At 64.4% G+C, this 24725-nt stretch carries 18 protein-coding genes; 10 read left to right on the top strand and 8 right to left on the bottom strand.

Annotated features, from left to right (window positions below; all coding sequences use genetic code 11):
• The first annotated feature begins 206 nt into the window (after positions 1-206).
• From AC3ARF_RS07665 to AC3ARF_RS07690, 6 genes are all read left to right on the top strand, one after another.
• Complete coding sequence (locus AC3ARF_RS07665) at positions 207-5300, top strand: amino acid adenylation domain-containing protein (protein ID WP_498926709.1); 5094 nt, start codon at positions 207-209, stop codon at positions 5298-5300.
• A complete protein-coding gene (locus tag AC3ARF_RS07670) occupies positions 5297-8635 on the top strand; it encodes a non-ribosomal peptide synthetase (protein ID WP_498926711.1) in 3339 nt (1112 codons plus the stop codon). The genes AC3ARF_RS07665 and AC3ARF_RS07670 overlap by 4 nt, the downstream gene beginning before the upstream one ends.
• Positions 8625-9422 carry an alpha/beta hydrolase family protein gene (locus tag AC3ARF_RS07675; protein WP_498926712.1) on the top strand — a complete coding sequence of 266 codons (798 nt, stop codon included), beginning with the start codon at positions 8625-8627 and terminating at the stop codon, positions 9420-9422. The genes AC3ARF_RS07670 and AC3ARF_RS07675 overlap by 11 nt, the downstream gene beginning before the upstream one ends.
• A complete protein-coding gene (locus tag AC3ARF_RS07680) occupies positions 9419-10258 on the top strand; it encodes an alpha/beta hydrolase family protein (RefSeq protein WP_498926714.1) in 840 nt (279 codons plus the stop codon). Before AC3ARF_RS07675 ends, AC3ARF_RS07680 begins: the two co-directional genes overlap by 4 nt.
• Before the next feature lie 141 nt (positions 10259-10399).
• Positions 10400-11491 carry a UDP-glucose 4-epimerase GalE gene (gene galE, locus AC3ARF_RS07685; RefSeq protein ID WP_498926716.1) on the top strand — a complete coding sequence of 364 codons (1092 nt, stop codon included), beginning with the start codon at positions 10400-10402 and terminating at the stop codon, positions 11489-11491.
• Positions 11492-11872: 381 nt separating this feature from the next.
• Complete coding sequence (locus tag AC3ARF_RS07690; RefSeq protein ID WP_498926718.1) at positions 11873-12892, top strand: hypothetical protein; 1020 nt, start codon at positions 11873-11875, stop codon at positions 12890-12892.
• 55 nt (positions 12893-12947) lie between these two features.
• On the opposite strand, the gene AC3ARF_RS07695 is transcribed toward AC3ARF_RS07690, so the two are convergent.
• The 8 genes from AC3ARF_RS07695 to AC3ARF_RS07730 all read right to left on the bottom strand — a co-directional run bounded on the left by AC3ARF_RS07695 (position 12948) and on the right by AC3ARF_RS07730 (position 21200).
• Positions 12948-13172 carry a hypothetical protein gene (locus tag AC3ARF_RS07695; RefSeq protein ID WP_498926720.1) on the bottom strand — a complete coding sequence of 75 codons (225 nt, stop codon included), beginning with the start codon at positions 13170-13172 and terminating at the stop codon, positions 12948-12950.
• A 143-nt stretch (positions 13173-13315) separates the two neighbouring features.
• Entirely contained in the window at positions 13316-13720 is a 405-nt protein-coding gene (crcB, locus tag AC3ARF_RS07700) for a fluoride efflux transporter CrcB (protein ID WP_498926722.1), read from the bottom strand.
• 27 nt (positions 13721-13747) lie between these two features.
• Positions 13748-14326: a hypothetical protein gene (locus AC3ARF_RS07705; protein WP_498926724.1), complete on the bottom strand. Its 579-nt coding sequence runs from the start codon at positions 14324-14326 to the stop codon at positions 13748-13750.
• Between the two features lie 83 nt (positions 14327-14409).
• Positions 14410-15720 carry a replication-associated recombination protein A gene (locus AC3ARF_RS07710; RefSeq protein WP_498931803.1) on the bottom strand — a complete coding sequence of 437 codons (1311 nt, stop codon included), beginning with the start codon at positions 15718-15720 and terminating at the stop codon, positions 14410-14412.
• Between the two features lie 152 nt (positions 15721-15872).
• Complete coding sequence (locus AC3ARF_RS07715; RefSeq protein ID WP_498926726.1) at positions 15873-16583, bottom strand: hypothetical protein; 711 nt, start codon at positions 16581-16583, stop codon at positions 15873-15875.
• A gap of 305 nt (positions 16584-16888) precedes the next feature.
• Positions 16889-17527, bottom strand: coding sequence for an outer membrane lipoprotein periplasmic chaperone LolA (lolA, locus tag AC3ARF_RS07720; RefSeq protein WP_498926728.1), 639 nt, complete (start codon positions 17525-17527; stop codon positions 16889-16891).
• A gap of 153 nt (positions 17528-17680) precedes the next feature.
• The gene (locus tag AC3ARF_RS07725; protein ID WP_498926730.1) at positions 17681-20035 is read right to left on the bottom strand and encodes a DNA translocase FtsK; all 2355 of its coding nucleotides are present in this window, start codon (positions 20033-20035) and stop codon (positions 17681-17683) included.
• 97 nt (positions 20036-20132) lie between these two features.
• Positions 20133-21200, bottom strand: coding sequence for an alanine dehydrogenase (locus tag AC3ARF_RS07730; RefSeq protein WP_498926732.1), 1068 nt, complete (start codon positions 21198-21200; stop codon positions 20133-20135).
• 180 nt (positions 21201-21380) lie between these two features.
• Here AC3ARF_RS07730 and trxB point away from each other — a divergent pair, with 180 nt between their 5' ends.
• The 4 genes from trxB to infA all read left to right on the top strand — a co-directional run bounded on the left by trxB (position 21381) and on the right by infA (position 24681).
• Entirely contained in the window at positions 21381-22334 is a 954-nt protein-coding gene (gene trxB, locus AC3ARF_RS07735) for a thioredoxin-disulfide reductase (protein WP_498926734.1), read from the top strand.
• A gap of 43 nt (positions 22335-22377) precedes the next feature.
• Positions 22378-23550 carry a GNAT family N-acetyltransferase gene (locus AC3ARF_RS07740; protein WP_498926736.1) on the top strand — a complete coding sequence of 391 codons (1173 nt, stop codon included), beginning with the start codon at positions 22378-22380 and terminating at the stop codon, positions 23548-23550.
• Positions 23551-23562: 12 nt separating this feature from the next.
• On the top strand, positions 23563-24297 hold the full coding sequence (gene aat, locus AC3ARF_RS07745) for a leucyl/phenylalanyl-tRNA--protein transferase (RefSeq protein ID WP_498926738.1): 735 nt from the start codon (positions 23563-23565) through the stop codon (positions 24295-24297).
• A gap of 165 nt (positions 24298-24462) precedes the next feature.
• A complete protein-coding gene (gene infA / locus AC3ARF_RS07750) occupies positions 24463-24681 on the top strand; it encodes a translation initiation factor IF-1 (RefSeq protein WP_031372296.1) in 219 nt (72 codons plus the stop codon).
• The last annotated feature ends 44 nt before the right edge of the window (positions 24682-24725 follow it).

Here is a 24725-nt window from a genome sequence, read left to right on the forward strand (position 1 = left end):
TTGGGCCGGTCAGTTCCCCGTTCCCGGATTGCCCAGTGGGCATGGGTGGAATGGCCGCAGTGCCGCCGTCGCAACGTTTGCCCCCACATCAGCGCAATCATCATGGACGACCCGCGGACGGCAGTCCCCAAGGGGGTGAACTGCGAGGGCCATCGCAACCGGCAGGTGCCGCCGAGGGTGATGCGAGCGCTTTCTGGGAGGTTCGCATGAGCCAGCAATCCGATCGGCCATGGTCAAGCGATATCTTGTCCACCAGATCGCGCTGCATACATGAACGAGTAGAAGAGCAGGCCGCCAGGACGCCCGAGGCCGTAGCGGTCACGTGTGAAGGCACCAGCCTGAATTATCGGGAGCTGAACCTCCGGGCCAACCAGCTGGCACATCGCCTGCGGGAAATGGGCGTAGGTCCCGACGCCCTCGTCGCGATTGGGATGGAGCGCTCCACGGAGATGGTGGTGGCGCTGCTTGGCATCCTCAAGGCGGGAGGGGCGTACCTGCCCCTTGACGCGAGTTACCCGCCCGAGCGCCTGCAGTTCATGCTTGAGGACGCACGTCCCGTCGTGTTGCTCACATCCGCATCGCAGCGCGAGTCCCTGCCTCTGACCGATGTGCCCACGCTGGTACTGGACGACACATGGCGCGAGTTTCAGGCCCATCCGAGCCATGATCCCGAGCCATTGGCGAACGGCGATCACCTGGCCTACGTCATCTACACATCAGGCTCCACGGGCCGGCCCAAGGGTTGCCTGGTTACGCACGCCAACGTTGCAAGACTTTTCACCGCCACCCAACCGTGGTTCCAGTTCGGGCCCACGGACGTCTGGACCTTCTTCCATTCCCACGCGTTCGACTTTTCGGTCTGGGAGATATGGGGCGCCCTGATCCACGGCGGACGCCTGGTGGTGGTCCCGTACCTGACCAGCCGCTCGCCGGAGCAGTTCCATGACCTGCTGGTGCGCGAACGTGTCACCGTCCTGAACCAGACGCCGTCGGCATTCAAGGCACTGATCCACGCAGACAGGGTGTCGGGAGTCGCCACAACCGAATTCCGGCTCCGCTATGTAATTTTCGGTGGCGAGGCATTGGAACTGCAGATGCTGCGGCCGTGGCTTGAACGGCATGGGGACCGGCAACCACAACTGGTCAACATGTATGGCATCACCGAAACAACGGTTCACGTCACCTACCGTCCCATCAGCTGGGCGGACGTCGACCGGAATGCAGGGAGCATGATCGGGGAGCCGATTCCGGATCTGGAACTGTATCTACTGGACCCGACCCTCATGCCCGTGCCTGCAGGGGAGATCGGCGAGATTCACGTTGCTGGGGCAGGGGTGTGCCGGGGTTATCTCCATCGTCCCGAGTTGTCCGCGGACCGGTTCTTCGACTGGCAATCACCCGACGGCCTTCACGTGCGCCTGTACAAGACCGGTGACCTGGCGCGGCAGCTTCCCGACGGCGACCTCGAATACCTTGGACGCAGCGACCAGCAGGTAAAGATCCGTGGTTTCCGCATCGAAACCGGCGAGATTGAAAGCGTCCTCGCACGCCATCCTTCCGTACGTGCTTGCGCGGTCGTTGCAAGGACCCAGGACAATCACGGTGAGGCGAAACTGGTTGCCTATGTCGTCCCGGTCGATACGCATGTGTCACAGGCTGACCTTCGCACCCATCTCGCGGTGGCATTGCCCGACTACATGATCCCCAGTGCGTTCGTCGAGCTCGGGTCCCTTCCGTTGACCGAAAACGGCAAGCTTGACCGCCGAGCCCTTCCTTCACCTACCCGGCAGAGGCCCGAGTTGGCCTGCGCATTTGAACCGCCCGTGGGTGCGCTGGAAGCACAGCTTTGCGGGCTCTTCAGTGACCTCCTGGCCATAGACGCGATTGGTCGCCACGACAATTTCTTCGAACTCGGCGGGGATTCCCTGCTTGCCGCGCGCCTGCTGCAACGCATGCGCGAGGCTTCACACACGCCAGCCACGCGCACCATTCCGACTTCGAAATTCTTCCGAAATCCAACGCCCGCCAAGCTGGCCGCCGCCCTTGAAGGTCATGACGCCGAGGGCATTCCCGCCTCGCGTTTCCCTTCCCGGCACGAGACCGGTAACACCACAGTGGACGAACCCATCGCCATCATCGCGATGGCCGGGCGGTTCCCGGGCGCCGCCGACGTCGAAACGTTCTGGGCAAACCTGTGCCAAGGACGGGACACGATCACTTTCTTCGAACCCGGGGATCTCGACCCCGCGGTGTCGGATGTGGAACGGAACGACCCCGCGTACGTGAGGGCGCGCGGAATCGTCGAGGGTGTCGAGCTGTTCGACGCGGGCTTCTTCGGAGTCGGACCCAAGGAAGCCGAGCTGATGGACCCGCAGCAGCGGATCCTGCTGGAGCTTGCCTGGGAATGCATCGAAAGGGCTGGATACGTGCCGGATGACGTGCCGGTCCCGGTTGGCGTGTTCGCGGGCATGTTCAATGCCAGTTACTTCCAGCGACACGTCGCGGCACGTCCTGACCTGATCGACAAGGTGGGCGCATTCCAGGTGATGCTCGACAATGAAAAGGACTTCATCGCCACGCGTGTCGCGTACAAGCTGAACCTCACGGGCCCCGCCATCAGTATCCACACGGCGTGCTCGACCTCGCTGGTGGCGGTTTGCCAGGCCATGGATAGCCTCCGCCTCGGCCACTGCGACATGGCACTGGCCGGGGGCGTCACGATTACCTGTCCACCCCGAAGCGGGTACCTCCACCAGGAGGGAGCCATGCTGTCGCCCGATGGCCACACACGGGCTTTTGACGCCAAGGCCCAGGGGACGGTGTTCAGCGATGGCGCTGCCGTCGTGATGCTCAAACGCCTGTCCGATGCAATGGCCGACGGCGACCAGGTGTTTGCCGTGGTTCTGGGTGGAGCGGTCAACAACGATGGTGGCGGCAAAGCCAGCTTCACCGCACCCAGCAGCGATGGACAGGCCGCGGTGATCGCGATGGCCCACGAGCGGGCGCGGGTCGACCCGCGCAGCATCAGCTACGTCGAGACGCATGGAACGGGCACGCCCGTTGGCGATCCCATCGAGATCGAGGGCTTGACGAGGGCATTTCGTCGTGGAACCGAAGAGAACGGGTTCTGCCGCATTGGCTCAGTGAAGAGCAACGTCGGTCATCTTGTGATTGCCGCCGGTGCAACAGGGCTGATCAAGACAGCCCTCTCCCTCGCCGAGCGCCGGATTCCCGCCACCCTGCATTTCAGTGCGCCCAATCCGTCGATTGCATTCTCGACCTCACCATTCGTGGTGAACTCCGAGCTTACCCAGTGGCCTGATGACGGTAGGCCACGTCGCGCGGGCGTCAGCTCATTCGGCGTGGGGGGCACAAACGCCCACGTCGTACTGGAAGAGGCCCCGGCGCGGCCGGAATCCGAGCCGGCAAGCGGCCCCCAACTCCTGGTGCTTTCCGCGCGCACACCCACCGCGCTGGCACGCGCCTCGGAACGGCTGGCCGAGCATCTCGATTCCCAACCACATGTCAACCTGGCGGATGTTGCGTGGACACTCGCTGTCGGCCGTAAGTCATTCCCACACCGGCTGGCCATCGTTGCCGATCAGCCGACAGATGCGGTAACCCAACTGCGCAGCCCAGAGGTGGCAGCGATGGCAGCGCGCAGTCGCCCAGCGCGCCCCAGTGATGTGGTGTTTCTTTTCCCAGGCCAAGGCGCGACCTATCCCGGCATGGGCAGGAGTCTCTACGGTTCCGAGCCGGAGTTCCGCATAGCCCTGGACGAGTGCGCTGCCTCATTGGGGAAGACGGTGGACTTCGACCTGCACGAATGCATGTTCAGTGACGTTCCGGAGGCCATGACGCCAACGGCCATCATGCAGCCGGCTACGTTCGCCCTGGAGTACGCATTGGCGAGAATGTGGATCAGCCAAGGTCTCACGCCGGCCGCGATGATCGGCCACAGTGTCGGCGAGTTCGTTGCGGCCACCCTCGCAGGCGTATTCAGCCTTGCCGCCGCCATGGGCTTGATCGCCAAGCGCGGCGCACTCATGCAAGCACAGCCGCCTGGCACCATGCTGTCAGTGAGGATGTCGCTTGCGGAGTTGGCATCGCGGCTGCCCTCAGAGCTTTCGCTGGCCGCCGAGAACGCCCCGGGAAGCTGCGTGGTTTCAGGCACTTTGGATGCAGTCGCCAAGTTCCAGGCACAGTTGGAATCCGAAGGCGTCGCATGTCGAGCGTTGCGCACGTCACACGCCTTCCACTCGCAGATGATGGAACCGGTGGTGGCGCCTTTCCGTGCCGAAGTGGCTGCAATCGAATTGTCGGCGCCGAGAATCCCGATCGTATCCACTGCCACGGGCAACTGGCTGGACGAAGAGAGCGCTACATCACCGGATTATTGGGCCGCGCACTTGCGTGAGCCAGTCCGGTTCTCCTCCGCGATTGGCCGTGTGTTGGACAAACCGTCCCGGGTACTACTTGAAGTAGGTCCCAGGGCGACGTTGTGTGCGCTGTCCCGACAACATCCCTCGACGCAGCAGCACCGCATCGCCACGGTGGCGAGTCTGGGCGACAGCCCGGCCACGGAGGCGAATAGCGTGCGCCTGGCTACCGGAGAACTGTGGGTGCGCGGCGTCGGAGTTGACACCACCTGGTTCGACCGCCGCCAAACACGCCATCGAGTGCGATTGCCCACGTATCCGTTCGAACGTCAGCGTTACTGGATCGAAGCCGCTCCGGCAGGCAACGTTGTCGCGCTGCCCGTCGTCAGTTCAATTCCTGTCAAGCAACCGCAGGAAGCTGAAACGAGTAGTGCCCCGTTCGTGGCAAGCAGTACCGTCGGCGGTGATAGACGGTCTCGGCTACTCGTCCAGTTGAGGGACCTGTTCGAGGACACGGCTGGGTTCGACCTCGCCCACGCTGACACAGATGCGAACTTCATCGAACTGGGGCTCGACAGCCTGATGCTTACCCAGGTGGCGTTGCAACTCCAGCGCGCATTCCCCGTCAAGATCACTTTCCGGCAGCTTATGAGTGAACTTGCCAGTCTGGACCAATTGGCTGGCTACCTTGACCAGCAGATTCCGAAGGAGACGGGTGAAGTCGCGCAAGCAGCGCGAGCAGCCGATCCTGATGAAACGACGGTGGCGGGCGGTCTGATGCGCCGCAACGTTAACAGGCACATGGCCGCATCACATCCCGTGCTGCCCGGAGCGCGACTGGGGCGTGATCCTGGCGGCCAGCCGGCGTGGTTCCTCCCTGATCCCGATCGGGCCGGAAAGTTCCTGAAGGTGGGAACATGAACACTGTAGCGACTGCCACAACTTCGGCCTTCGAGGCTGTCGACTACGACCCCTTCGCAGGAGGCGAGCTGGCGCTGGTCGTGCCAACAACCGAGGGACAGCGAGAGATATGGCTGGCAGACCAGTTGAGCCAGGATGCTTCACTCGCGTTCAATCTATCCGTCTCATTGCGATTCCATGGCGCCCTGGACAGAGCTGCACTCGGCCGAGCCCTGCAGGATGTCGTCGACCGGCATGATGCCTTGAGGGCCAATGTCGCCCCGGGCGGACTTGAACTGTGCATCCGAAAGACCCTGAGCATGCGATTGCCGGAAAGGGATTTTTCCGACCTCTCGGCGGGGGACGCGGAACATGCCGTTTCCTGCCGGCTTCGGGAATCCGTGCTTACGCCATTTTGTCTGGCCACGGACCCGCTCTTTCGAGCGGAGCTACTCTGCATCGGTCCGCACGAACACCTCCTGTTGCTGACCGCACACCACGTAGTTTGCGACGGTTGGTCGTGGTGGGTGCTGGTTCGGGAGCTGGGCTCACTGTATGGCCACTATCGGGACGGCTCTGTGGTCGCATTGCCGGAAGCAGCAGCGTTCGGCCACTACGCGCTCCTCGAAGCCGACGCCAAGCAGGATGGAACGCATTCTGCTGACGACGCCTATTGGCTCTCACGCTTCCCCGGCGCCGCACCGATCCTGGAGCTTCCCACCGATCGAGCGCGCCCACCGGTTCGAAGCTTTGCCTCTGCGCGAGTAGATCACTCGCTGGGACAGGACCTGCTTTCCGCTCTTCGCCAAGCCGGAGCGCGCCGCGGGGCAAGCCTGTTCGCCACGCTCCTGGCAGGATTCTCAGGGCTGCTGTTCCGGCTGGCGGGGCAGGGTGACATCGTCGTCGGCATCCCGGCCGCGGGCCAACCGGTGGCGGGATCCGACGATCTTGTCGGACACTGCGTCAACACATTGCCGTTGCGCTTCCGCGTCGACGCCGCTGCCACATTCGCGGAGCTTGTGGATACCGCACAGACCACGCTTCTCGACGCGCTTGAGCACCAGAAGTGCACGTTCGGCACGCTATTGACGAAGCTCCGGATTGCCCGTGACCCGGCGCGCATGCCATTGGTCAGCGTGCTGTTCAACCTCGACCAGGCCCTTGACCAGCAGAGCACCGCATTTGCTGGACTATCAATGGACTTCGATAGCAATCCCCGGCGTTTCGAGACTTTTGAGCTGTTTATCAACGCTGTTCAGGTAAAGGGTGAATTGCGGATCGAGTGCCAGTACAACACCGACTTGTTCACAGCCGCCACCATACAACGGTGGCTGCGGGCCTACGAGACGCTGTTACGCGCAGCGGTCGCTTCGGACATGACCGCGTTGGCGAAATTGCCGCTGGTTGACGGCGTCGCCCGCAAAGAGCTTGATTCGCTGCAACCCGATCCGACGCCGTATGAGCATGCATGGAGGATGCACGAGCACTTCGAACGGCAATGCGATCGGGAACCACATCGCCTCGCCGTGATGGCGGGCATCAATCGATCCAGTTACGCGGAGCTGGAAGCCTACGCGAACCGGATCGCGCAAGTCCTGCGGGCACAGGGTGTACGCCGCGGCTCGCTGGTAGGCCTGTCGCTTGACCGCGGCGTGGACATGCTTGCGGCGCTCCTGGGCATTCTCAAGTCAGGCGCGGGGTACGTCCCGCTGGACCCGGCTTTCCCTTCTGAACGTCTCGCATACATGGCTGCTGACGCCGGCCTCTCCCTCCTGGTCACCACGAGCGCATACGCGGCGCGTTTCGACCTGCGCGGAAGACCAATCCTGTTGGTGGACGCACATGCTGCAGAAATCGCGGCAGCCCCGGCTGAGAGACTCCAGAAGGGAGAACATTGCGCGACTCCCGAGGATCCGGCCTATGTGATCTACACATCGGGCTCGACGGGGCGGCCCAAGGGCGTCGTCGTCCCGCACCGCTCCGTGTCCAACTTCCTTACGAGCATGCAGTTCACGCCCGGGATTTCGGCCGAAGACAGGCTGTTGGCCATTACAACACTCTCGTTCGACATCGCGGTACTTGAGTTGCTTCTGCCCTTGTCTGTGGGCGCGGTGGTCGTGATTGCAGATCAGGAAGCCGCAGTCGACGGGAAGGCCTTACGCGGGTTGCTTGAGGGCTGTCGAGCCACGGTCATGCAGGGAACGCCATCCAGTTGGCGCTTGCTCCTCGAAGCAGGGTGGAACGCACCGAGCGGGTTCAAGGTCCTGTGCGGGGGCGAACCGATGACGCCGGATGTCGCGGCTGCCCTGGTAGCGAAGACGGACTCGGTGTGGAACCTTTACGGCCCCACGGAGACCACGGTGTGGTCGACCTGCGCACGAATTGAAGCGGGTGGTGCCGGCCAGACCTGCGACATCCACATTGGTCGGCCTATCGCCAATACGAGCATCTGGATCATGGATCCGCATGGGGAGCTTTGCCCATTCGGGGTGCCTGGCGAGATCTGCATAGGGGGGCAGGGCGTCACCAAGGGATACCTGAACCGGCCCGAGTTGACGCAAGACCGCTTCGTGGCTGACAGGTACACGGATAGCAAGTTGCACTTGGCTAAATCCGCCGGTGAGGCGTTGTTGTATCGCACCGGCGATCGCGGACGTTGGCGCCCTGACGGCAACCTTGAGCATCTGGGCCGACTGGACAACCAGGTCAAGGTCCGCGGCTACCGCATAGAGCTTGGAGAGATTGAAGCCAATCTGGCCTCACGGGCCGAGATCGCGCTTGCCGTCGTGATCGTTCGGGAAGACCGGCCGAATGACCAGCGCCTGGTTGCCTACATGGTGGCAACACCGGGCGCCAGCGTCGATGAGGCAGCACTGCGTTCCCATCTTCGCGAGCGTCTGCCTGCTTACATGCTTCCACAGCACTTCGTACTTCTCGACGCGATCCCGCACCTTCCGAATGGAAAGGTCAACAGGGGCGCACTGCCGCCACCCGGCGCGAAGCAGCAGGCCGACACACCCATCCCGGGCAGGGAGGGCTGGGCGTTGGATCCAAGGATCGGGTACCTGTCCGAAGTGTGGTCTGAGCTGCTGGGCGTGCCAGCAGGCAAGGACGACAATTTCTTCGAGCTGGGCGGACATTCCATGCTCGCGGTCCAGATGGCCAGCCGCGTCGAGCGCGATACAGGTCACCGCATCAAGCTCATTCGCCTAGGCGCGGAGACCTTGGCGCAGGTTGCCCTGAGCTTGCCGCTGCCTACCAACGGTCCCACCGACAACCCAGGCATGGGCGTTCGGATCGGAAGTGGGCTTCGACGGTTGTTTGGTATATCGGCAGGCTCCGGCCATGAGCGTTGATTGGGATCCACACTGGATCGGCGACGCGTCCCATCGCTTGTACGCAGCCCTGCACGCGGTTCCCGGGACGCCCACCACGGGTATCGTCCTGGTTCCGCCACTGCTTCATGAGCTACCCCGAACCCGTCGCTTCCTCACCGAAATCGCCAGCGAGCTTGCGAAGACTGGACTACCGAGCTTGCGCTTTGATTTCCAGGGGACGGGGGACTCCGGGGGAGGGGGGGAGGAACTGGACTTCTCAACCATCCGCCGTGACCTCGACCTTGCGATCGCGGCATTACGGGAACTGACGGGTGTCAGCAGGGTGTGCGTGTGCGCTTGGCGCGGGAGTGCGCTCGCCCTCCGGGGCTGGGCGGAGCAGGGCGGTGCCGCCGACCTGCTCGTGCTCTGGGAACCGATTATCGACGGTGCCGACTGGTTGCAGCGCTTGCAGGAAAGCGATGCCCGTGAGCGTGCCACGCGGCCACCGGCGCGCCCGGGTGTACCTCGCATTACGGATCGGGCCGACGGCCAACTCATGGGTTTCACTGCCTCACGAGCGCTTCTTGCTGACCTCGCACATTCGCGGCTTGACAGCGTGCGGGGGACGCGCCTTCCCATATGGCTGATCGCACGAGCCAATCCCGGCGCGGTGCCGGAAGGCGTCGATAACGTACTCTCCCTGCCCCCCGGCGCGCCGGCTTTCAGCACTGACGCCGCAATGGACGCGACATTCTTCGTGACCCCACCGGTGCGCGAGCTGGTGGGGCAGCTGGGCAGGGCGGTGCAAATGGAAGTGCGGGCATGACCGTCAATCTGGACGTCCCCGACCTGAATGTCACACCCACGAATGAAGTGTTTGTGCGCTTCGGTCCAGACCAGCGACTGACCGGCATTTTGAGCGGAGTTGGCGGCAACGGTTGCACGCTCCTGTTGCCGAGTGCGGGCCTGCAGCCACGCGCCGGGCCATTTCGAATGCACGTATTGCTGGCCGATCGCCTCGCCAGGCAGGGAATCCGTTGCTTCCGCTACGACGTCCCGGGAGTCGGCGAAGCACCGCGTATCGCGGGGTGCGATGCCACCCAGGCCAGCATGGCCGCCATCGACCAACTGCAGTTGGACCATGGTTGCCATACCTTTGCGATTGGCGGCATCTGCAGCGCAGCCGATACGGCGTGGGATGTGGCTGTCGCCGATTCTCGGGTCTCGGCCTTGTTGCTGCTCGACGGGATATGTTTTGCCGGTCCTTGGTATCACTACGCCCACATCCTCAGCCTGCTGCGCCGGATGCCCAGGGAATGGAGACACTTCGCGCGCAGGTTGCCCGCTCGGATGAAGGGGAGGCCCGGTCTGGATTCCAACTCATTTCGGACGTGGCCGGACCATGCAACCGCTAGACGACAGTTCGAGCAGTTGGTAGCGCGTGACGTCCGTTTCATGTGGGTCTTTAGTGGCGGCTATGGCGACCGCTTTCTCCACCCGCGGCAGTTCGGATGGAGTTTCGGACCTGCCACGCGAGATCCCCGGGTTGCGTTCCACTACTGGCCTGACTGCGACCACACCTACTTTGTGCGTGCACAGCGGGAACGACTGATCACTACGACCACCGATTGGATGGTCAATCGACTCAATGGCCAACCATGACGCCGGGCGTCCACGGACCCTGGACGGATCAGGTGTCAGGGCCAGCCGGGAGCGGCAACGTGGACGAAGGCGGATGTATTTCCCGTTGTCTCTGGGAAGACGACAAGGTTCAAGCGGACATCCATTGCCGACATGTCACCCATGAGCACCCTGGTATGCGGTGGCGCCGGATACATCGGCAGCCACACCTGCGTCGCTTTGATGGAGCGGGGCCACCGCGTCGTCATAGCGGACAATTTCACCAACAGTTCGCCGCGGGTCCTGCTCCGGCTTCAACGCATCACGGGTGCACCGATCGAGTGTGAGCGCATCGACGTGCGCAACAGGGCAGGGTTGGCCAAACTGTTCGCCCGTCGCCGATTCGATTCCGTGATTCATTTTGCAGCGCTGAAGGCCGTGGGCGAATCCTGCGTACGGCCCTTGGCCTACTTCGACAACAACATCAGTGGCACGATCAACCTCTTGCAGGCCATGCAGGCTGCCGATGTGCAGCGGCTCGTTTTTAGCTCATCGGCGACGGTCTATGGAGACCCGGAGAAAGTGCCAGTCACGGAAGACTGCCACCTGGATGCCACCAACCCCTACGGCCGGACCAAGCTTGTCGTGGAGCAACTCATCGGAGACCTGTGCCGCGCACAGACGTCCTTCCGTGTCGCGAACCTGCGCTATTTCAATCCCGTGGGCGCGCATCCTTCCGGCCTGATCGGTGAGGATCCCGCGGGGATACCCAACAACCTCATGCCCTTCATCTGCCGCGTCGCCGCTGGCCGGAGCAGGAAACTGAGCATCTTTGGAGGCGATTATCCGACGCCTGACGGCACTGGGGTCCGCGACTACATCCACGTGACAGATCTGGCCCAAGCGCACGTTGATGCGCTGGAATACCTCGCAACGGCAGACCGCAGTTTGACCGTCAACCTTGGAACAGGCCGGGGCATCAGCGTGTTGGAGCTCGTTCGCGCCTTCGAACAGGCATCGGGGCGTGACATTCCATTCGAGATTGTCGGACGCCGTCCCGGGGACGCTGCCCAAGTGTACGCGGACCCATCATTGGCACGTCGTCTACTTGGCTGGCGCGCACACCTGGATGTTGAGGCCATGTGCCGCGACGCATGGCGGTGGCAGGCCATGAACCCGGACGGATACAAGAGCAAGACGACCATCGCGCCACGAAGGCCGCGGAGGGGCATCGGTGCTCATGGCCCGACAGCCAGTCCTGCACCTATAACATAATAGGCATTATGCGAAGTCCTAAACGGACGTGCTGGTCCGGTTATTCCTTTGCCCTTGGTTTCGACCCCGCCCCACCAGCCTCGGGACTCAGACCAGCCCAGGTTCCGCGCGCGCCAACGACCCATAACGTGACGCCAATCGCAGTTTACGGCCAACGTGTGTGTCTCCAATGGGCTGGCGATTGACACATCCAGTGCCGAGCATGGGTGCCAGGCACCCACGAAGTGGTGTGTCTTGTCGCCGGGACTGTCACTGATCCAGGGTAAACGCGACACAGGTAGGAAGGCGTTCCAGCAGGGGGCTGGATCGGAGGGATTCCCATGGCCTCATACCCCGCCGCAGTTCGCGGGGTTACTGCAACAACCACAAGGAGTGTTAGACATGAAGTCGAACGTGAAGTGGTCTGTTCTTTCTGCAGCCGTACTCGTCACCCTCTCCTCCGCCGCTGCGATCTCAGCGCAATCCGACAATGGTCGGGATCGTTACGCGGAAGGCATCTACGCCGATTTCTCCACCGCATCCGATAGTGCCGTCTCATTCGACGTGCGCACGGTGGCGTCCGGCCCCATGAAGCGACTCGAAGGCAAGTCGTTCGCTGAACTGACAGGTGAACCCATCTATCGCCTGGGATTCGAGGAAACCCGATCCAGTCGAATCCAGGGGCCCAGGTTCGAGCCGCTAGCGGCGCAGATCGACCGCTCCGAACTGGAAGGTGGCGTTGAGGGCTTCGACGTTGTAGGCCTCCCCGTGGACCGGGGCACCTATCGCGTGCTGCTGGTCCGGGCGACCGCCGGAAGCGACTCGCGCGAGCATCGCGCCTTGGAATTCTGCTGGAAAGCACAGGATCACTGCGTCGTCTACGACCCGCAGATCGAATTCCTGGACTCAGTGGTGAACAACTACCGCACGGCAAAGGCGGAGGGGTACGCGCCAAGGATCCAGGAGCAGAGCGCATCCTCTGACGGCCTCTCCACCCAGGCGGTATGCCGCCTGGCGAGCAACATCAACATCATTGGACGATCGCTCACCTGGAGCGCAAGGACCGTTACGTACAAGAACGTCTACGGCATGACCCTGGTCAGCAAGAGCCTGGGGGGCCAACAGGTAGGCATCACTTGCAACTCCAGTTGCTATCCATCCATGTACGGCTACAGCAATGCTTCCAGCGCCTGGGGCACGCTGGGTTACTCCACCGATTGCGGCTGGCGCCACGGCACCGGCACCACGGGCCGCAAGGGCAAGGCGGTCTCGGAAGGAAAATGCACCCACACGTTCGCCGGGACCGCACGGGCAGACGTCACCCTCAAGGGCACCGGCTCCGGGATCTACCTGGAATGGAGCACCAACGGAGGCGTCGATGGCTCGGGTGGCGCCCTGACCGATACCTGTGGGTATTTCTAGGATTGCGTCTTTTATGAAGTGACGTACGGATCGGCCCGGGAACTGCCCGGGCCGATCAAGGTGCTTCCACGGCCACTTCCCCCACCGTGCCGACGGGCTGCATGCCCGTTGTCGCGGTTTGGGTGTCCTCGCGGCCTGGCACGGTCCAGTCGCGCTGCTCGGAAACGGTCTCCAGGTAGCGCGAGGTGTCCATGCCAATCTTGGCTGCCACACCGACCACGACCACGACAACCAGCGCACCCAGTGCGACCAGCGCCCACACGCCTGAATGCCTGACCATGATCTTCGCCTCTCCGCAATTTTCTTGCGGAGAAGCTAGACCTTTGACTGGCTACAACGGGTGAAATCGCCACCACGAAAATCCGACGTCAGGCTTCGGTTCACTCAAGTCGACAGCCTGCGAAGAGCCACCCTCTCCTGCGCTCACCAAGCCGGCGTGCGGATCATGCCGGCGATGCGGGCGCCGCCCCACACCAACGCCAAGCCGGTGACGATCGAGAGGCCCAGGTAACCCACCAACATCGATGGCCGGTCGGAGCGCGCCATCAGCAAGCACTCCAACATCAGCGAAGACCACGTCGTCAGTGCGCCCAACACGCCGACAATCAGGAAAGCCCGCCAGTACAGGGCAACGGGACCTCGGGCTTCCAGCCATACCGCCAGGAAACCAATGGCGAAGGACCCCAGCATGTTGACGGTGAACGTCCCCCAGGGAAAACCGCTGCCCAGTTGCCGTAGCAACAACCCGCCAAGCCAATGGCGCCCGGCGGCCCCCAATGCGCCGCCCAGCATGACCAGACCCAGTTGCTGCCACCAGATCGCCGGCATCAATCGCTCCCTGCGCCAGCGGCATGCTCACTGCGCACGCTTATCCCCTCGCCCGAGCCACCAGGCCATGGCCGCACCGGCGATGGACCAACCAACCACCTGCTCCACAAGATTCGCCAGCGTGAAATCCATCGGGAACATGTACCAGTTCCAGTACGGCAAGCTGATCGTCGCCCAACTGAAGGCCCCCACGGCGGCAGCGATCAGGACCCGGCGACCAAAGCTCCAAACACCCAACGACAGAATCCACGCCAGAACCGCTGCTGCGAGCGTATCGGACGCCCATTGCCTGCCCAGATTGGGCCCCATGTTCTCCAGTGCCGGGTTGCCATCGGGCTGGTAGATCACCAAGGCATAGGGCTTGTCCCGGTTGGCCTCCACGAAGGCCTTGTTCGCGGCTTCATCCGCATACATCGCAGGGTCCATGCCGGGCAGCATGTACACCCCCTCCCCATTCGTGGCGCTGCGGGTGATGGCCGTGAGCGCGGTGTCCTGCTCGACGGCGGTGTGCATACCCAATTCGCCCAGCGGCAGCATCGTGTGGGCCACGGCGCCCCACAGGAACATCACGATTCCGCCCAGGATGGCGGCTATGGCAATTCGCATCGGGTCCTCCCCAGGACTGGCGTCTGCATTCGGTGGTGCGGGAGCTTCCTGAGCTTGCCTGTGGCCGTCCCTGCCCGCAACCGTCATTCGGGGATGCCGGTCGGTCCGCCCCCCCGTGCCGCACTCCGCGATGCGCGAAGGCGGTCGAGTTTTTCCTTGAGCTTGAGCTCCAACCCGCGTTCCACCGGTTGGTAGTACACGCGTTCCCCCATGGCATCCGGGAAACCGGTCTGGTCCAGCGCCACCCCACCCTCCCGGTCGTGGTCGTACTGGTAGCCCTTCGAGTAGCCCAGTTGCTTCATCAGCCGGGTGGGAGCGTTGCGCAGATGGAGGGGCACGTCCTGCGTGCCGTACTGGGACACGTCCTGCTGGGCGGCCTTGTACGCCACGTAGGCCGCGTTCGACTTGGCGGTACTGGCCAGATAGATCGTGAGTTGGGCCAGCGCGAGTTCCCCCTCCGGCGAGCCCAGGCGGTCGTACGTCTCCCACGCGTCGATCGCCATCTGCAACGCGCGGGGATCGGCCAGTCCGATGTCCTCCACGGCCATCCGCGTCAGCCGGCGGGCCAGGTACGCGCGATCGCATCCGCCATCGAACATCCGCGCCAGCCAGTACAGCGCCGCATCGGGGTTGGAGCTGCGTACCGACTTGTGCAGCGCCGAAATCTGGTCATAGAACTGTTCGCCGCCCTTGTCGAACCGGCGCGTACGGTCGGCGAGCACCTGGCCCAGCGTCGCCTCGGTGACCTCACCGCCTTCGTCCACCGCCAGCTCGGCGGCAATCTCGAGCAGCGTCAGGCTGCGGCGCACATCGCCATCGGCCGCGGTCGCGATCAATCTCAGCGACTCGTCCGATACCCGGACGCCCTGCCCGCCCAAGCCGCGCTCCCCATCGTCCAGGGCCGCGCGCAAGGCAATCGCGATGTCGTCGGCCGACACCGCCTCCATCACGTGCACGCGGCAGCGTGACAACAACGCGGAGTTCAGCTCGAAGGACGGGTTCTCGGTGGTCGCCCCGACAAACAGGATGGTGCCGCGCTCGATGTGTGGCAGGAACGCGTCCTGCTGGGCCTTGTTGAAGCGATGCACCTCGTCCACGAACAGCACCGTGCGGCGGCCCTCCGCGAAGCGTTGCGCGGCTTCGGCCAGGACCTGGCGGACTTCGGGGAGGCCGGAAAGCACCGCCGAGATCGCGCGGAATTCGGCGTCGGAGTAGCGCGCCAGCAACAGGGCGAGCGTGGTCTTGCCACAGCCTGGGGGGCCCCACAGGATCATCGAATGCATGCGGCCGGATTCAACCGCTCGCCGCAGCGCGCTGCCGGGTGCAAGCAGACGGCGCTGTCCCACCATCTCGTCCAGCGTGCGCGGGCGCATGCGTTCGGCCAAGGGCCGCATCGCGTCGCGGTCGACGCTCAGCAGATCAGAGGCTGTTTCGGTGAACGGGGGCGGCGGACTCGGCCGGGGCACGGTGCATCAACGAGTAGTACGGGCCACACAAGATACCAACTGCCCGTGCATAAGTGCCCAACCGCAGTTGGGCGGGCCGATCAACCCTGGGCGACAGCGCCGCGCGCGGCGACGCCCCCGAGGTCGTAGCTGACGCGCAGCCATTGGCCCGTGGTGCGGTCGTAAAGCGCTTCCACACTGGCCGGCTCGCCGCCTTCCCCCTCAAACACTGCCTGTCCCACAGCCTGTATGTGCAGGTAGCGGCGGCCGGCCGGCGAAGTACTCGCCTGCTCTATCCGCATCTCCACCGACTGCTGGCCGAACTCAGCCGCCAGCACACGGTTGGCCTGCTCCGACAGCCCGCGAACGAGCGCCGATTGGCGCGGCACCATGCTTGAGGGTGCGTCACTGCCAAAGACGAGTTGGGGCTGCGTGACGACCGTGTCCTGGGTGTCGTACAGCGCATTGAACGCCAGCGGGATCCACGCGTCGTCGTTGCCGATGCGCACGCGGCCCTCACCGGACACCGCGCGGTCGCGCAGGCTGAGTGGGGCCACGTCAACCTTGTCCAGCTTCACCTCGACCTTGTGCTTCGGAAACTGAAGGGTGATGGCGCCAACTAGGGAAGCCGCCACTGCGTCGTCCATCGCCAGGTCGCCTTCCACTCGCGACTCCGCCGTCTTGTCCAACGCTGCCGCCACGAAAATCGGGGCCGGCTGCGGAGCGGGCTCGGTGGCCGGCACCGTGGAGAACACGCCCAAAGCGCCCGCGGAGGCGAGGACTGCGGAGGAAATGGCGGTGCGAAGCAGCATGGCGTGTCCAACCCTGTCCTGGACGCCGCGCTGGTTGCGGGGCGTTGCAGGCAAAGTGCCAGCCGCCCCGTGGAAGTTTCGTGATCGCAGGGGTTCGAAGGTGAATGCCGGTGCAACCGATTACTGGCGATAACCTGCCCGAGGGAAGGCTGCATCGCTCCCGCACACACGGATCAAGAAACGCGGACGGCGGGTTTCCCCGCCGTCCATTGACACCCCGCCGTCGATTGGCCAAGGCCACTCATCTGCCGGTTGCCGCTGGCGCTTTCCAGCGTGAAACCGGTTCGAAAGCGGCAACCGGGTCCTCACCCCTCGCCGATCACGTCCACGCCCTTCGCCGGCGTGTAGCTGAACGTGCCTCGCGAAAACGCAGGATTACGCTTCCAGCCGCTGAAGCGGATTTCGGTGCGCTGCCCCAGGCTGTCGACGATCACCATCTTGGACAACGCTCCATTGGCAAAGCCCAGGCGCGCGGTACGGAAGCCTGCCTCGCTGTTGCGAGGCGCCAGCGACAGCCAGTTCATGCCATCGGCAGCGCCCGCATCCTTGACGACGAACTGGGCATCCAGCTTGGCGGGATCGACCAGCGCGGCCAGCGGGCTGTTCTGCTCCTCCGGGCCCTGCGGCTTGACCGTCGCCTGCTGCAGGTCCGGGTCGTACACCCACACCTTGCGGCCGTCGGCCACGATCAACTGTGGATACGGCTTTACGTATTCCCAGCGGAAGAGGCGCGGTGCGGACAAAGCCAATCGGCCGCTGGAGGACTCTTTCAGCCGCCCCTTTTCGTTGAAGACCTGCTGGGTAAAGGTGGCATTGAGTCCCTTCAACCCCTTGGTGAAGGTGTTGAGGTCGTCCCGCGCGGCGGCGAGCGCGGAAGAGGTGAACATCGCGCCGGCCAGCACGCCTACGCTGATCCGGGCTGCCCACAAGGTGATGCGCTTCATGGCGTTGCTCCAACTGCAATGGCGTTTGCGATGGCCGCAGTGTGTGGCGCCAAAGCTGAATAGGTCATCAAGGCAACGGGCATCAGGAGTAGCACCGTTCATCAATCCCCTCCGACACGCACGACGCGCTCCCTGGGAGGCGGTCAGCGTGCCTCAGTCACGCGGCGGGGGCGGTGCCAGCACGCTGCGGTCGCCATTGTGCTCAGGTGGCGAGACCACCCCAGCGGCTTCCATCGCCTCAATGAGTCGGGCGGCGCGGTTGTAACCGATCTTCAACCGCCGCTGCACCCCGGAAATCGAAGCGCGACGTGTCTCGGTGACGATGCGCACCGCCTCGTCGTACAGCGGGTCGGATTCGTCGCCCCCTCCCCCGCTCTCGGGCAAGCCGGTGGCGCCAACCACCACGCCGTCGCCCATGGTCTGCACCTCGTCCAGCACGCCCTCGATGTAATCCGGGCCGCCGCCAATCTGCTTGAGGTGCTCGACCACGCGATGCACTTCCTCGTCACTGACGAAGGCGCCATGCACGCGCTCGGGCATCGCGGTGCCCGGCGGCAGGTACAGCATGTCGCCGTGGCCCAGCAGCGTTTCCGCACCGGACTGGTCGAGGATGGTGCGCGAGTCGATCTTGCTCGACACCTGGAACGCGATGCGCGTGGGGATGTTGGCCTTGATCAGGCCGGTAATCACGTCCACCGACGGACGCTGGGTGGCCAGGATCAGGTGGATGCCGGCCGCACGCGCCTTCTGGGCCAGGCGCGCGATGAGTTCCTCGACCTTCTTGCCGACGATCATCATCATGTCGGCGAATTCGTCGATGAAGATGACGATGAACGGCAACGTTTCCAGCGGTCGCGGCGCCTCGCCCAGCTCGGCATTGGGCTTGAACAGCGGGTCCATCATCGGCTGGCCCGCGTCCTGGGCGTCCTTGACCTTCTTGTTGAAGCCCGCCAGGTTGCGCACGCCCACCGCGCTCATCAGCTTGTAGCGGCGCTCCATCTCAGCCACGCACCAGCGCAGCCCGTTGGCCGCCTCCTTCATGTCGGTGACCACGGGCGCCAACAGATGCGGAATCCCCTGGTAGACCGATAGCTCCAGCATCTTGGGGTCGATCATCAGCATCCGCAGGTCCTTGGCGGAAGCCTTGTACAGCAACGACAGCACCATCGCGTTGACCGCGACCGACTTGCCGGAGCCGGTGGTGCCCGCCACCAGCAGGTGCGGCATGCGCGCCAGGTCAGCGACCGTCGGCCTGCCGGCAATGTCCTTGCCGAGCGCCAGCGTCAACGGGCTTGGGGACTTGTCATATTCCTTCGAACGCAGCAGCTCGGACAGGAAGATCATCTCTCGCTGGGTGTTCGGGGTTTCCAGACCCACCACGGACTTGCCCGGGATGACGTCCACGACGCGCACCGACTTGACCGAGAGGCCGCGGGCGATGTCCTTGTCCAGCGAGCTGATCTGGCTGACCTTCACGCCAGGCGCCGGCTCGATTTCAAAACGGGTGATGACCGGGCCGGGATACGCGCCGACCACCTGCGCATCGATACGGAAATCCTTGAGCTTGAACTCGATCTGCCGGGACAGCGTTTCCAGGGTCTGCTCGTCATAGCCCTTGGGCTGCGGCTTGGGGTCGTCCAGCAGCGCCAGCGGCGGGACGCCATTGCCATCGCCCGTGTGGAAGAGCGGGATCTGGGTTTCGCGCTTGGCGCGCTCGCTCTTCTCCACCACAGGCGCCGGCGGCGGCTCGATCTTCACCGGCGCACGCTTTGCGCGCAGTTCTGTATCGACCTTGCGGCTCTCCTCGCGCTCCTCGCGCAGGGCGCGGGTTTGCTGCCACTCGCTCGCCTGCTTGCTGCCGCGCTTGAACAGGCCAGACAGCAACGGCCCCATCGCCAGCGTCCACTGGCCCAGTTTGTCCATCACGTGCAGCCACGACAGGCCTGTCGCCAGGGTCACCGAAATCAGCAGCAGTGCCAGCAGGAACAGGTTGCCGCCCACCGGCCCGAAGCCGCGGTACAGGGACTTGCCCACCACTTGGCCGAGGATGCCGCCGCTGCCGGCCGAGAAGTCCGAGGCCCCGTTGAAACGCAGGTACAGCAGCCCCGTGGCCGCCACCAGAAATCCGACAATACCGATCAGGCGCAGCGCGGGACCCAGGTCCGCATGGCCATCGCCATCGGTGTCCATGCCAAACAGGGCGATCCACGCGATCAGGCCCAGCATCACCGGCAACAGGAAGGCGACATAGCCGGTGAGATACAGCAGCACGTCGGCAAGGAATGCGCCGACCTTGCCCCCCAGGTTGTGCAGCGGCGCGGTCACGCTTCCCGACTGCGACCAGCCGGGATCCTGTGGCGAGTACGTCACGAGGCTGGCCAACAAGTACACCAGCAACGGCGCAATGATGATCAGCGCGATGTCGCGCATGAGCCGCTGACGACGGGGCGATGGCGGGGCCTTTTCGGCCGTGACCTTCTTTCGGCTTGCTGCGGACGCTTGCGCCACCGTGATGTTCTGCCTTAAATCGATTCCGTTAGTTGTTGAATATACGGCTGAATACCGGAAATTCACAGCCCGGCTGCCGGGCTCCCCGCTACCTAAACTACAGCGTCATGCCCTTCAACGCAGGGTGCACCAGCTCGCCGGCTTCGACGTTGATGCCGCGGACCAGCGGCAGGCTGTCCCGCCACGCGCCAGAGGCCAGCTTGCTGACCCACGGCAGGATGGCCGCGCAGATCGCCTGCGACGACGTCTGCGGCACGGCGCCAGGCATGTTGGTCACGCAGAAGTGGATGACGCCTTCCTCGACGTAGGTGGGCTCCTTCCAGGTGGTCGGGCGCGAAGTTTCGAAGCAGCCGCCCTGGTCGATGGAGATATCCACCACCACGCTGCCGTCCTCCATCCCCACCAGCATCTCGCGGGTCAGCACGTGCGGGGCCACCGCGCCGGGAATCAGCACCGCCCCCACCGCCAGATCCGCGGTGGCCACTTCCCGGGCGACGACTTCGTCGTAGGGGTAGAGGGCCGTCACGTTGTTGCCCAGACGCATCATCTCGTCCAGCCGGTCCTGGCGCTTCTCGAACACCACCACGTTGGCGCCGCCGGCCGCCGCCAGCGCCGCCGCATGTCCACCGGCCTGCCCCGCCCCAAACACCACCACCTTGCCTCGCTCGGTGGATGGCAACCCGCCGAGCAGCTTGCCCTTGCCGCCTTGCGGCTGGTGCAGCAGGTGGGTGCCGATCTGCACCGCGATCTTGCCGGCAATGATCGACATCGGCGCGAGCAGCGGCAGGGTGCCGTTGTCCAGCTCGACGGTTTCGAAGGCAACTCCGGTCAGGCCGATATCCAGCAGGCGCCGCGTCAGTGCGGGGTCAGGGGCCAGGTGCAGGTAGCAGAACAGGATGTGATCCGGCCGCAGGTGGCGAAGATCGCTCTCGATCGGCTCCTTGACCTTCACGATCAGTTCGCCCTTGTCGTACAGCGCCGCAGCATCCGGCGCGATGTGGACGCCCAGTTGCGCGTACTGCGCATCACTGAACCCACTCTTGAGGCCCGCCCCCTGCTCCAGCCAGACCTCGTGGCCGCGACGCACCAGGTCCCCGGCAGCCGCGGGCACCAGTGCCACACGCCCTTCCAGGGTCTTCGTTTCCCGGGGTACTCCGATGCGCATCGCGTTCTCCCTGCCTCTGCCTGCCTTGTGTGTCAGGAATCGCCGCTTACGCCGCGCCGCGGGTGTCGCACTTGGATCTTCGGCGGCGCGGGTAATGCAACGCTGTTTTCGCCGGGCTTGCCTTGTAATGCCCGGACTCGCCCGCCACTCTATGGCGTCCCATAGCGCCCAAGTATAGCCATGACCCCATCCAAGCATTCGAAGTTGATCATCCTCGGTTCCGGCCCGGCCGGCTGGACGGCGGCCGTGTACGCGGCACGCGCCAACCTCAAGCCCGTGGTGATCACCGGACTGCAGATGGGCGGCCAGCTGATGACCACCACCGAGGTGGACAACTGGCCGGGCGACGCCCACGGCCTGATGGGCCCCGACCTGATGGCACGCATGCAGGCCCACGCCGAGCGTTTTGACACCGAAGTCGTGTTCGACCACGTCCACACCGCAGACCTGTCCAGCCGCCCCTTCCGCCTGGTGGGTGACAGCGGCGAGTACACCTGCGACGCGCTGATCATTGCCACCGGCGCCACCGCCAAGTACCTGGGCATTCCCTCGGAAGAGGCGTTCAAGGGCCGCGGCGTTTCGGCATGCGCCACCTGCGACGGCTTCTTCTACAAGGACAAGGACGTGGCGGTGATCGGCGGCGGCAACACCGCCGTGGAAGAAGCGCTGTACCTGTCCAACATCGCCCGCAAGGTCTATCTGATCCACCGCCGCGACACGCTGCGCGCGGAGAAGATCATGCAGGACAAGCTTTTCGCCAAGGCCGAGTCCGGCAAGATCGAGTTGGTGTGGAACCACACCGTCGACGAAGTCCTGGGCGACGACGCCGGGGTCACCGGCGTGCGCGTCAAGTCGATGCTGGACGACAGCACCCGCGAGCTCCCAGTGCACGGTTTCTTCGTGGCGATTGGCCACACGCCCAATACGTCCCTCTTCGAGGGTCAGTTGGCAATGCGCAACGGCTACCTGACCATCACCACCGGACTGGAAGGCAATGCCACCCAGACCTCGGTCGAAGGCGTATTCGCGGCGGGCGACGTGGCCGACCAGGTCTATCGCCAGGCCATCACCTCGGCAGGCTTCGGCTGCATGGCCGCGCTGGACGCCGAGAAATTCCTCGACAGCGAAGGCTGAGCCAGCCCAGGCGCCCCGCTCCCCGCCGGGGCGCCATTTCCAGATGCACGACGTCCGCCTACTCTCCCGCTTGGCCGACGTTCCCCCCGGACAGTGGGACGCGCTGCATGACGACCGCAACCCGTTCGTCACCCACGCATTCCTAGCCGGGCTGGAGCAGCACGGCTGCCTGCGCGCCGAGTGGGGCTGGACGCCCCGCCACCTGACGTTGTGGGAGGGCGACGCGCTGGTCGCGGCCGCGCCCATGTACCTGAAGGACAACTCGCACGGGGAGTTCGTGTTTGACCACGCCTGGGCGCACGCCTACGCCCGGCATGGGCTGGACTACTTCCCAAAGTGGTTGTGCGCCGTTCCGTATTCCCCGGTCACCGGGCCACGCCTGCTGGCCCGGGACGGCACGATGCGGCACGCGCTGGTGGAGGCCATGGTCACTCAGTGCCAAGCGCTGGGTTTGCCCTCGGTGCACGTGAACTTCCACACCGCCACCGAAGAAGCAGCCTTCTTGCCTTTGCATGCCGACGAGGGGGGCGCCACACCTGAGTGGTTGGCACGCACCGACGTCCAGTACCACTGGCACAACACCGACGGCTGGCGCACCTTCGATGACTTCCTCGGGGCGCTCGATCACAAACATCGCAAGAACATCCGCCAGGAGCGGGCCAAGGTGGCACGGGCAGGAGTGCGGTTCCGCGTGATTGAAGGCAACAGCGCGTGCGAATCCGACCTGACGGCGATGCACCGCTTCTACCTCCGCACCTTTGCCGAGTACGGCAACCACCCGGCCCTGACCCTGCCCTTCCTGCGGCACCTGGCCGCCACCCAGCCCGGGGCGCTGGTGATCTTCCTCGCCGAGTACCAGGGTCAGGCGGTGGCCGGCGCCCTGTGCCTGCGGGGCGCGGACACCCTCTACGGCCGCTACTGGGGCAGCGACGCGACGCTGCCGGGACTGCACTTCGAGACCTGCTATTACCAAGGCATTGAATACTGCCTGCGGCACGGGCTGACCCGCTTCGAGCCGGGCGCCCAAGGAGAGCACAAACTGGCTCGGGGTTTCCTGCCCGCACTGGTGCGCAGCCGGCACTGGATCGCCCACGACAGCTTCCGCGACGCGCTCCGCGAATGGTGCCGCGAGGAGACTGACTCGGTGATGCAGTACGCCCGGCGCCTGCGTGGGCACTCCCCCTTCAAGGTGGCTGACGCACCGCCCGGGACGTGACAAGCTGCGCGAATGTCCTTGCGATTGCCCGAACTGCCGACCGATCCCGCGGCGCCGTTCCCACCGGGCGAGCGCGCGCTCCGGCAACCCGATGGACTGCTTGCCATTGGCGGCGACCTCTCGGCCACCCGTTTGCTCAATGCCTATCGCGCGGGCATTTTCCCGTGGTACTCGGAAGGCCAACCTATCCTGTGGTGGTGTCCCGACCCGCGCACGGTGTTCCGCACGGAGAGTTTCCGGCTTTCATCCCGGTTCCGCCGCACGCTGCGACAACTGCCTTGGGTGGTGCGGGCCGATACCGCCTTCGAGACGGTGATCGACCTCTGCGCCCGCATTCCCCGCCAAGGCCAGGACGGCACCTGGATCACGCCGGAGATGCGGGACGCCTACGTTGAGTTGCACCGCCTTGGCTACGCACACTCGATCGAGGTGATGGATGGCGACCGACTGGTCGGCGGCCTGTACGGCGTTTCGATCGGCCACGCATTCTTCGGCGAAAGCATGTTCAGCGCCGAATCGGGGGGATCGAAGGTCGCTTTGGCCGGCTTGGCGCACCGGATGCGGCAATGGGGCTGGCCGCTGATTGATGCGCAGGTCGAGAATCCCCACCTCGTCTCGTTGGGCGCCCGGCTCATGCGCCGCGACCGTTTCCTGGGCCAGGTGCAGGCGCTCACCGCACTGCTGGCGCCGGCCGACCAGTGGACGCGGCGATTTGGTGTGCTGACCGCCACCGAACTCGCGGGTTGACCCGAGTCCCCGCCCGACCGTCCGCGGCTATTGGGCCCCGAGCGTGCACCGGCCCCGTCGGCTGAACCCCGTCCACTCCGCCTTTTGCGCCAGACAAAGCAACATGGCACAATGCTGGGCTTCGCGGCCGGGAAAAGGCCGCTCTTCGTGACACTCAGGGAACACATGGCAAAAGACGACGTGATCGAATTCGAGGGCACGGTGGCGGAAACCCTTCCGAACACCATGTTCCGGGTGCGCCTCGAAAACGGGCACGAAATCATCGCCCATATCTCCGGCCGCATGCGCAAGAACTACATTCGCATCCTGACCGGCGACAAGGTGAAGGTGGAAATGACCCCCTACGACCTGACCAAGGGTCGCATCACCTACCGCATGAAGTAATCGCGGTAACTAATTGAAAAAAAGGCGACCTTGGGTCGCCTTTT

Source organism: Lysobacter sp. KACC 24251, from assembly GCF_057747755.1.

Excerpts from the sequence above, each read along its gene's own strand:
- AC3ARF_RS07665 (WP_498926709.1), top strand. The coding sequence starts at position 207 with ATGAGCCAGCAATCCGATCGGCCATGGTCAAGCGATATCTTGTCCACC.
- AC3ARF_RS07670 (WP_498926711.1), top strand. The coding sequence starts at position 5,297 with ATGAACACTGTAGCGACTGCCACAACTTCGGCCTTCGAGGCTGTCGAC.
- AC3ARF_RS07675 (WP_498926712.1), top strand. The coding sequence starts at position 8,625 with ATGAGCGTTGATTGGGATCCACACTGGATCGGCGACGCGTCCCATCGC.
- AC3ARF_RS07680 (WP_498926714.1), top strand. The coding sequence starts at position 9,419 with ATGACCGTCAATCTGGACGTCCCCGACCTGAATGTCACACCCACGAAT.
- galE (WP_498926716.1), top strand. The coding sequence starts at position 10,400 with ATGAGCACCCTGGTATGCGGTGGCGCCGGATACATCGGCAGCCACACC.
- AC3ARF_RS07690 (WP_498926718.1), top strand. The coding sequence starts at position 11,873 with ATGAAGTCGAACGTGAAGTGGTCTGTTCTTTCTGCAGCCGTACTCGTC.
- AC3ARF_RS07695 (WP_498926720.1), bottom strand. The coding sequence starts at position 13,172 with ATGGTCAGGCATTCAGGCGTGTGGGCGCTGGTCGCACTGGGTGCGCTG.
- crcB (WP_498926722.1), bottom strand. The coding sequence starts at position 13,720 with ATGCCGGCGATCTGGTGGCAGCAACTGGGTCTGGTCATGCTGGGCGGC.
- AC3ARF_RS07705 (WP_498926724.1), bottom strand. The coding sequence starts at position 14,326 with ATGCGAATTGCCATAGCCGCCATCCTGGGCGGAATCGTGATGTTCCTG.
- AC3ARF_RS07710 (WP_498931803.1), bottom strand. The coding sequence starts at position 15,720 with ATGCGGCCCTTGGCCGAACGCATGCGCCCGCGCACGCTGGACGAGATG.
- AC3ARF_RS07715 (WP_498926726.1), bottom strand. The coding sequence starts at position 16,583 with ATGCTGCTTCGCACCGCCATTTCCTCCGCAGTCCTCGCCTCCGCGGGC.
- lolA (WP_498926728.1), bottom strand. The coding sequence starts at position 17,527 with ATGAAGCGCATCACCTTGTGGGCAGCCCGGATCAGCGTAGGCGTGCTG.
- AC3ARF_RS07730 (WP_498926732.1), bottom strand. The coding sequence starts at position 21,200 with ATGCGCATCGGAGTACCCCGGGAAACGAAGACCCTGGAAGGGCGTGTG.
- trxB (WP_498926734.1), top strand. The coding sequence starts at position 21,381 with ATGACCCCATCCAAGCATTCGAAGTTGATCATCCTCGGTTCCGGCCCG.
- AC3ARF_RS07740 (WP_498926736.1), top strand. The coding sequence starts at position 22,378 with ATGCACGACGTCCGCCTACTCTCCCGCTTGGCCGACGTTCCCCCCGGA.
- aat (WP_498926738.1), top strand. The coding sequence starts at position 23,563 with ATGTCCTTGCGATTGCCCGAACTGCCGACCGATCCCGCGGCGCCGTTC.
- infA (WP_031372296.1), top strand. The coding sequence starts at position 24,463 with ATGGCAAAAGACGACGTGATCGAATTCGAGGGCACGGTGGCGGAAACC.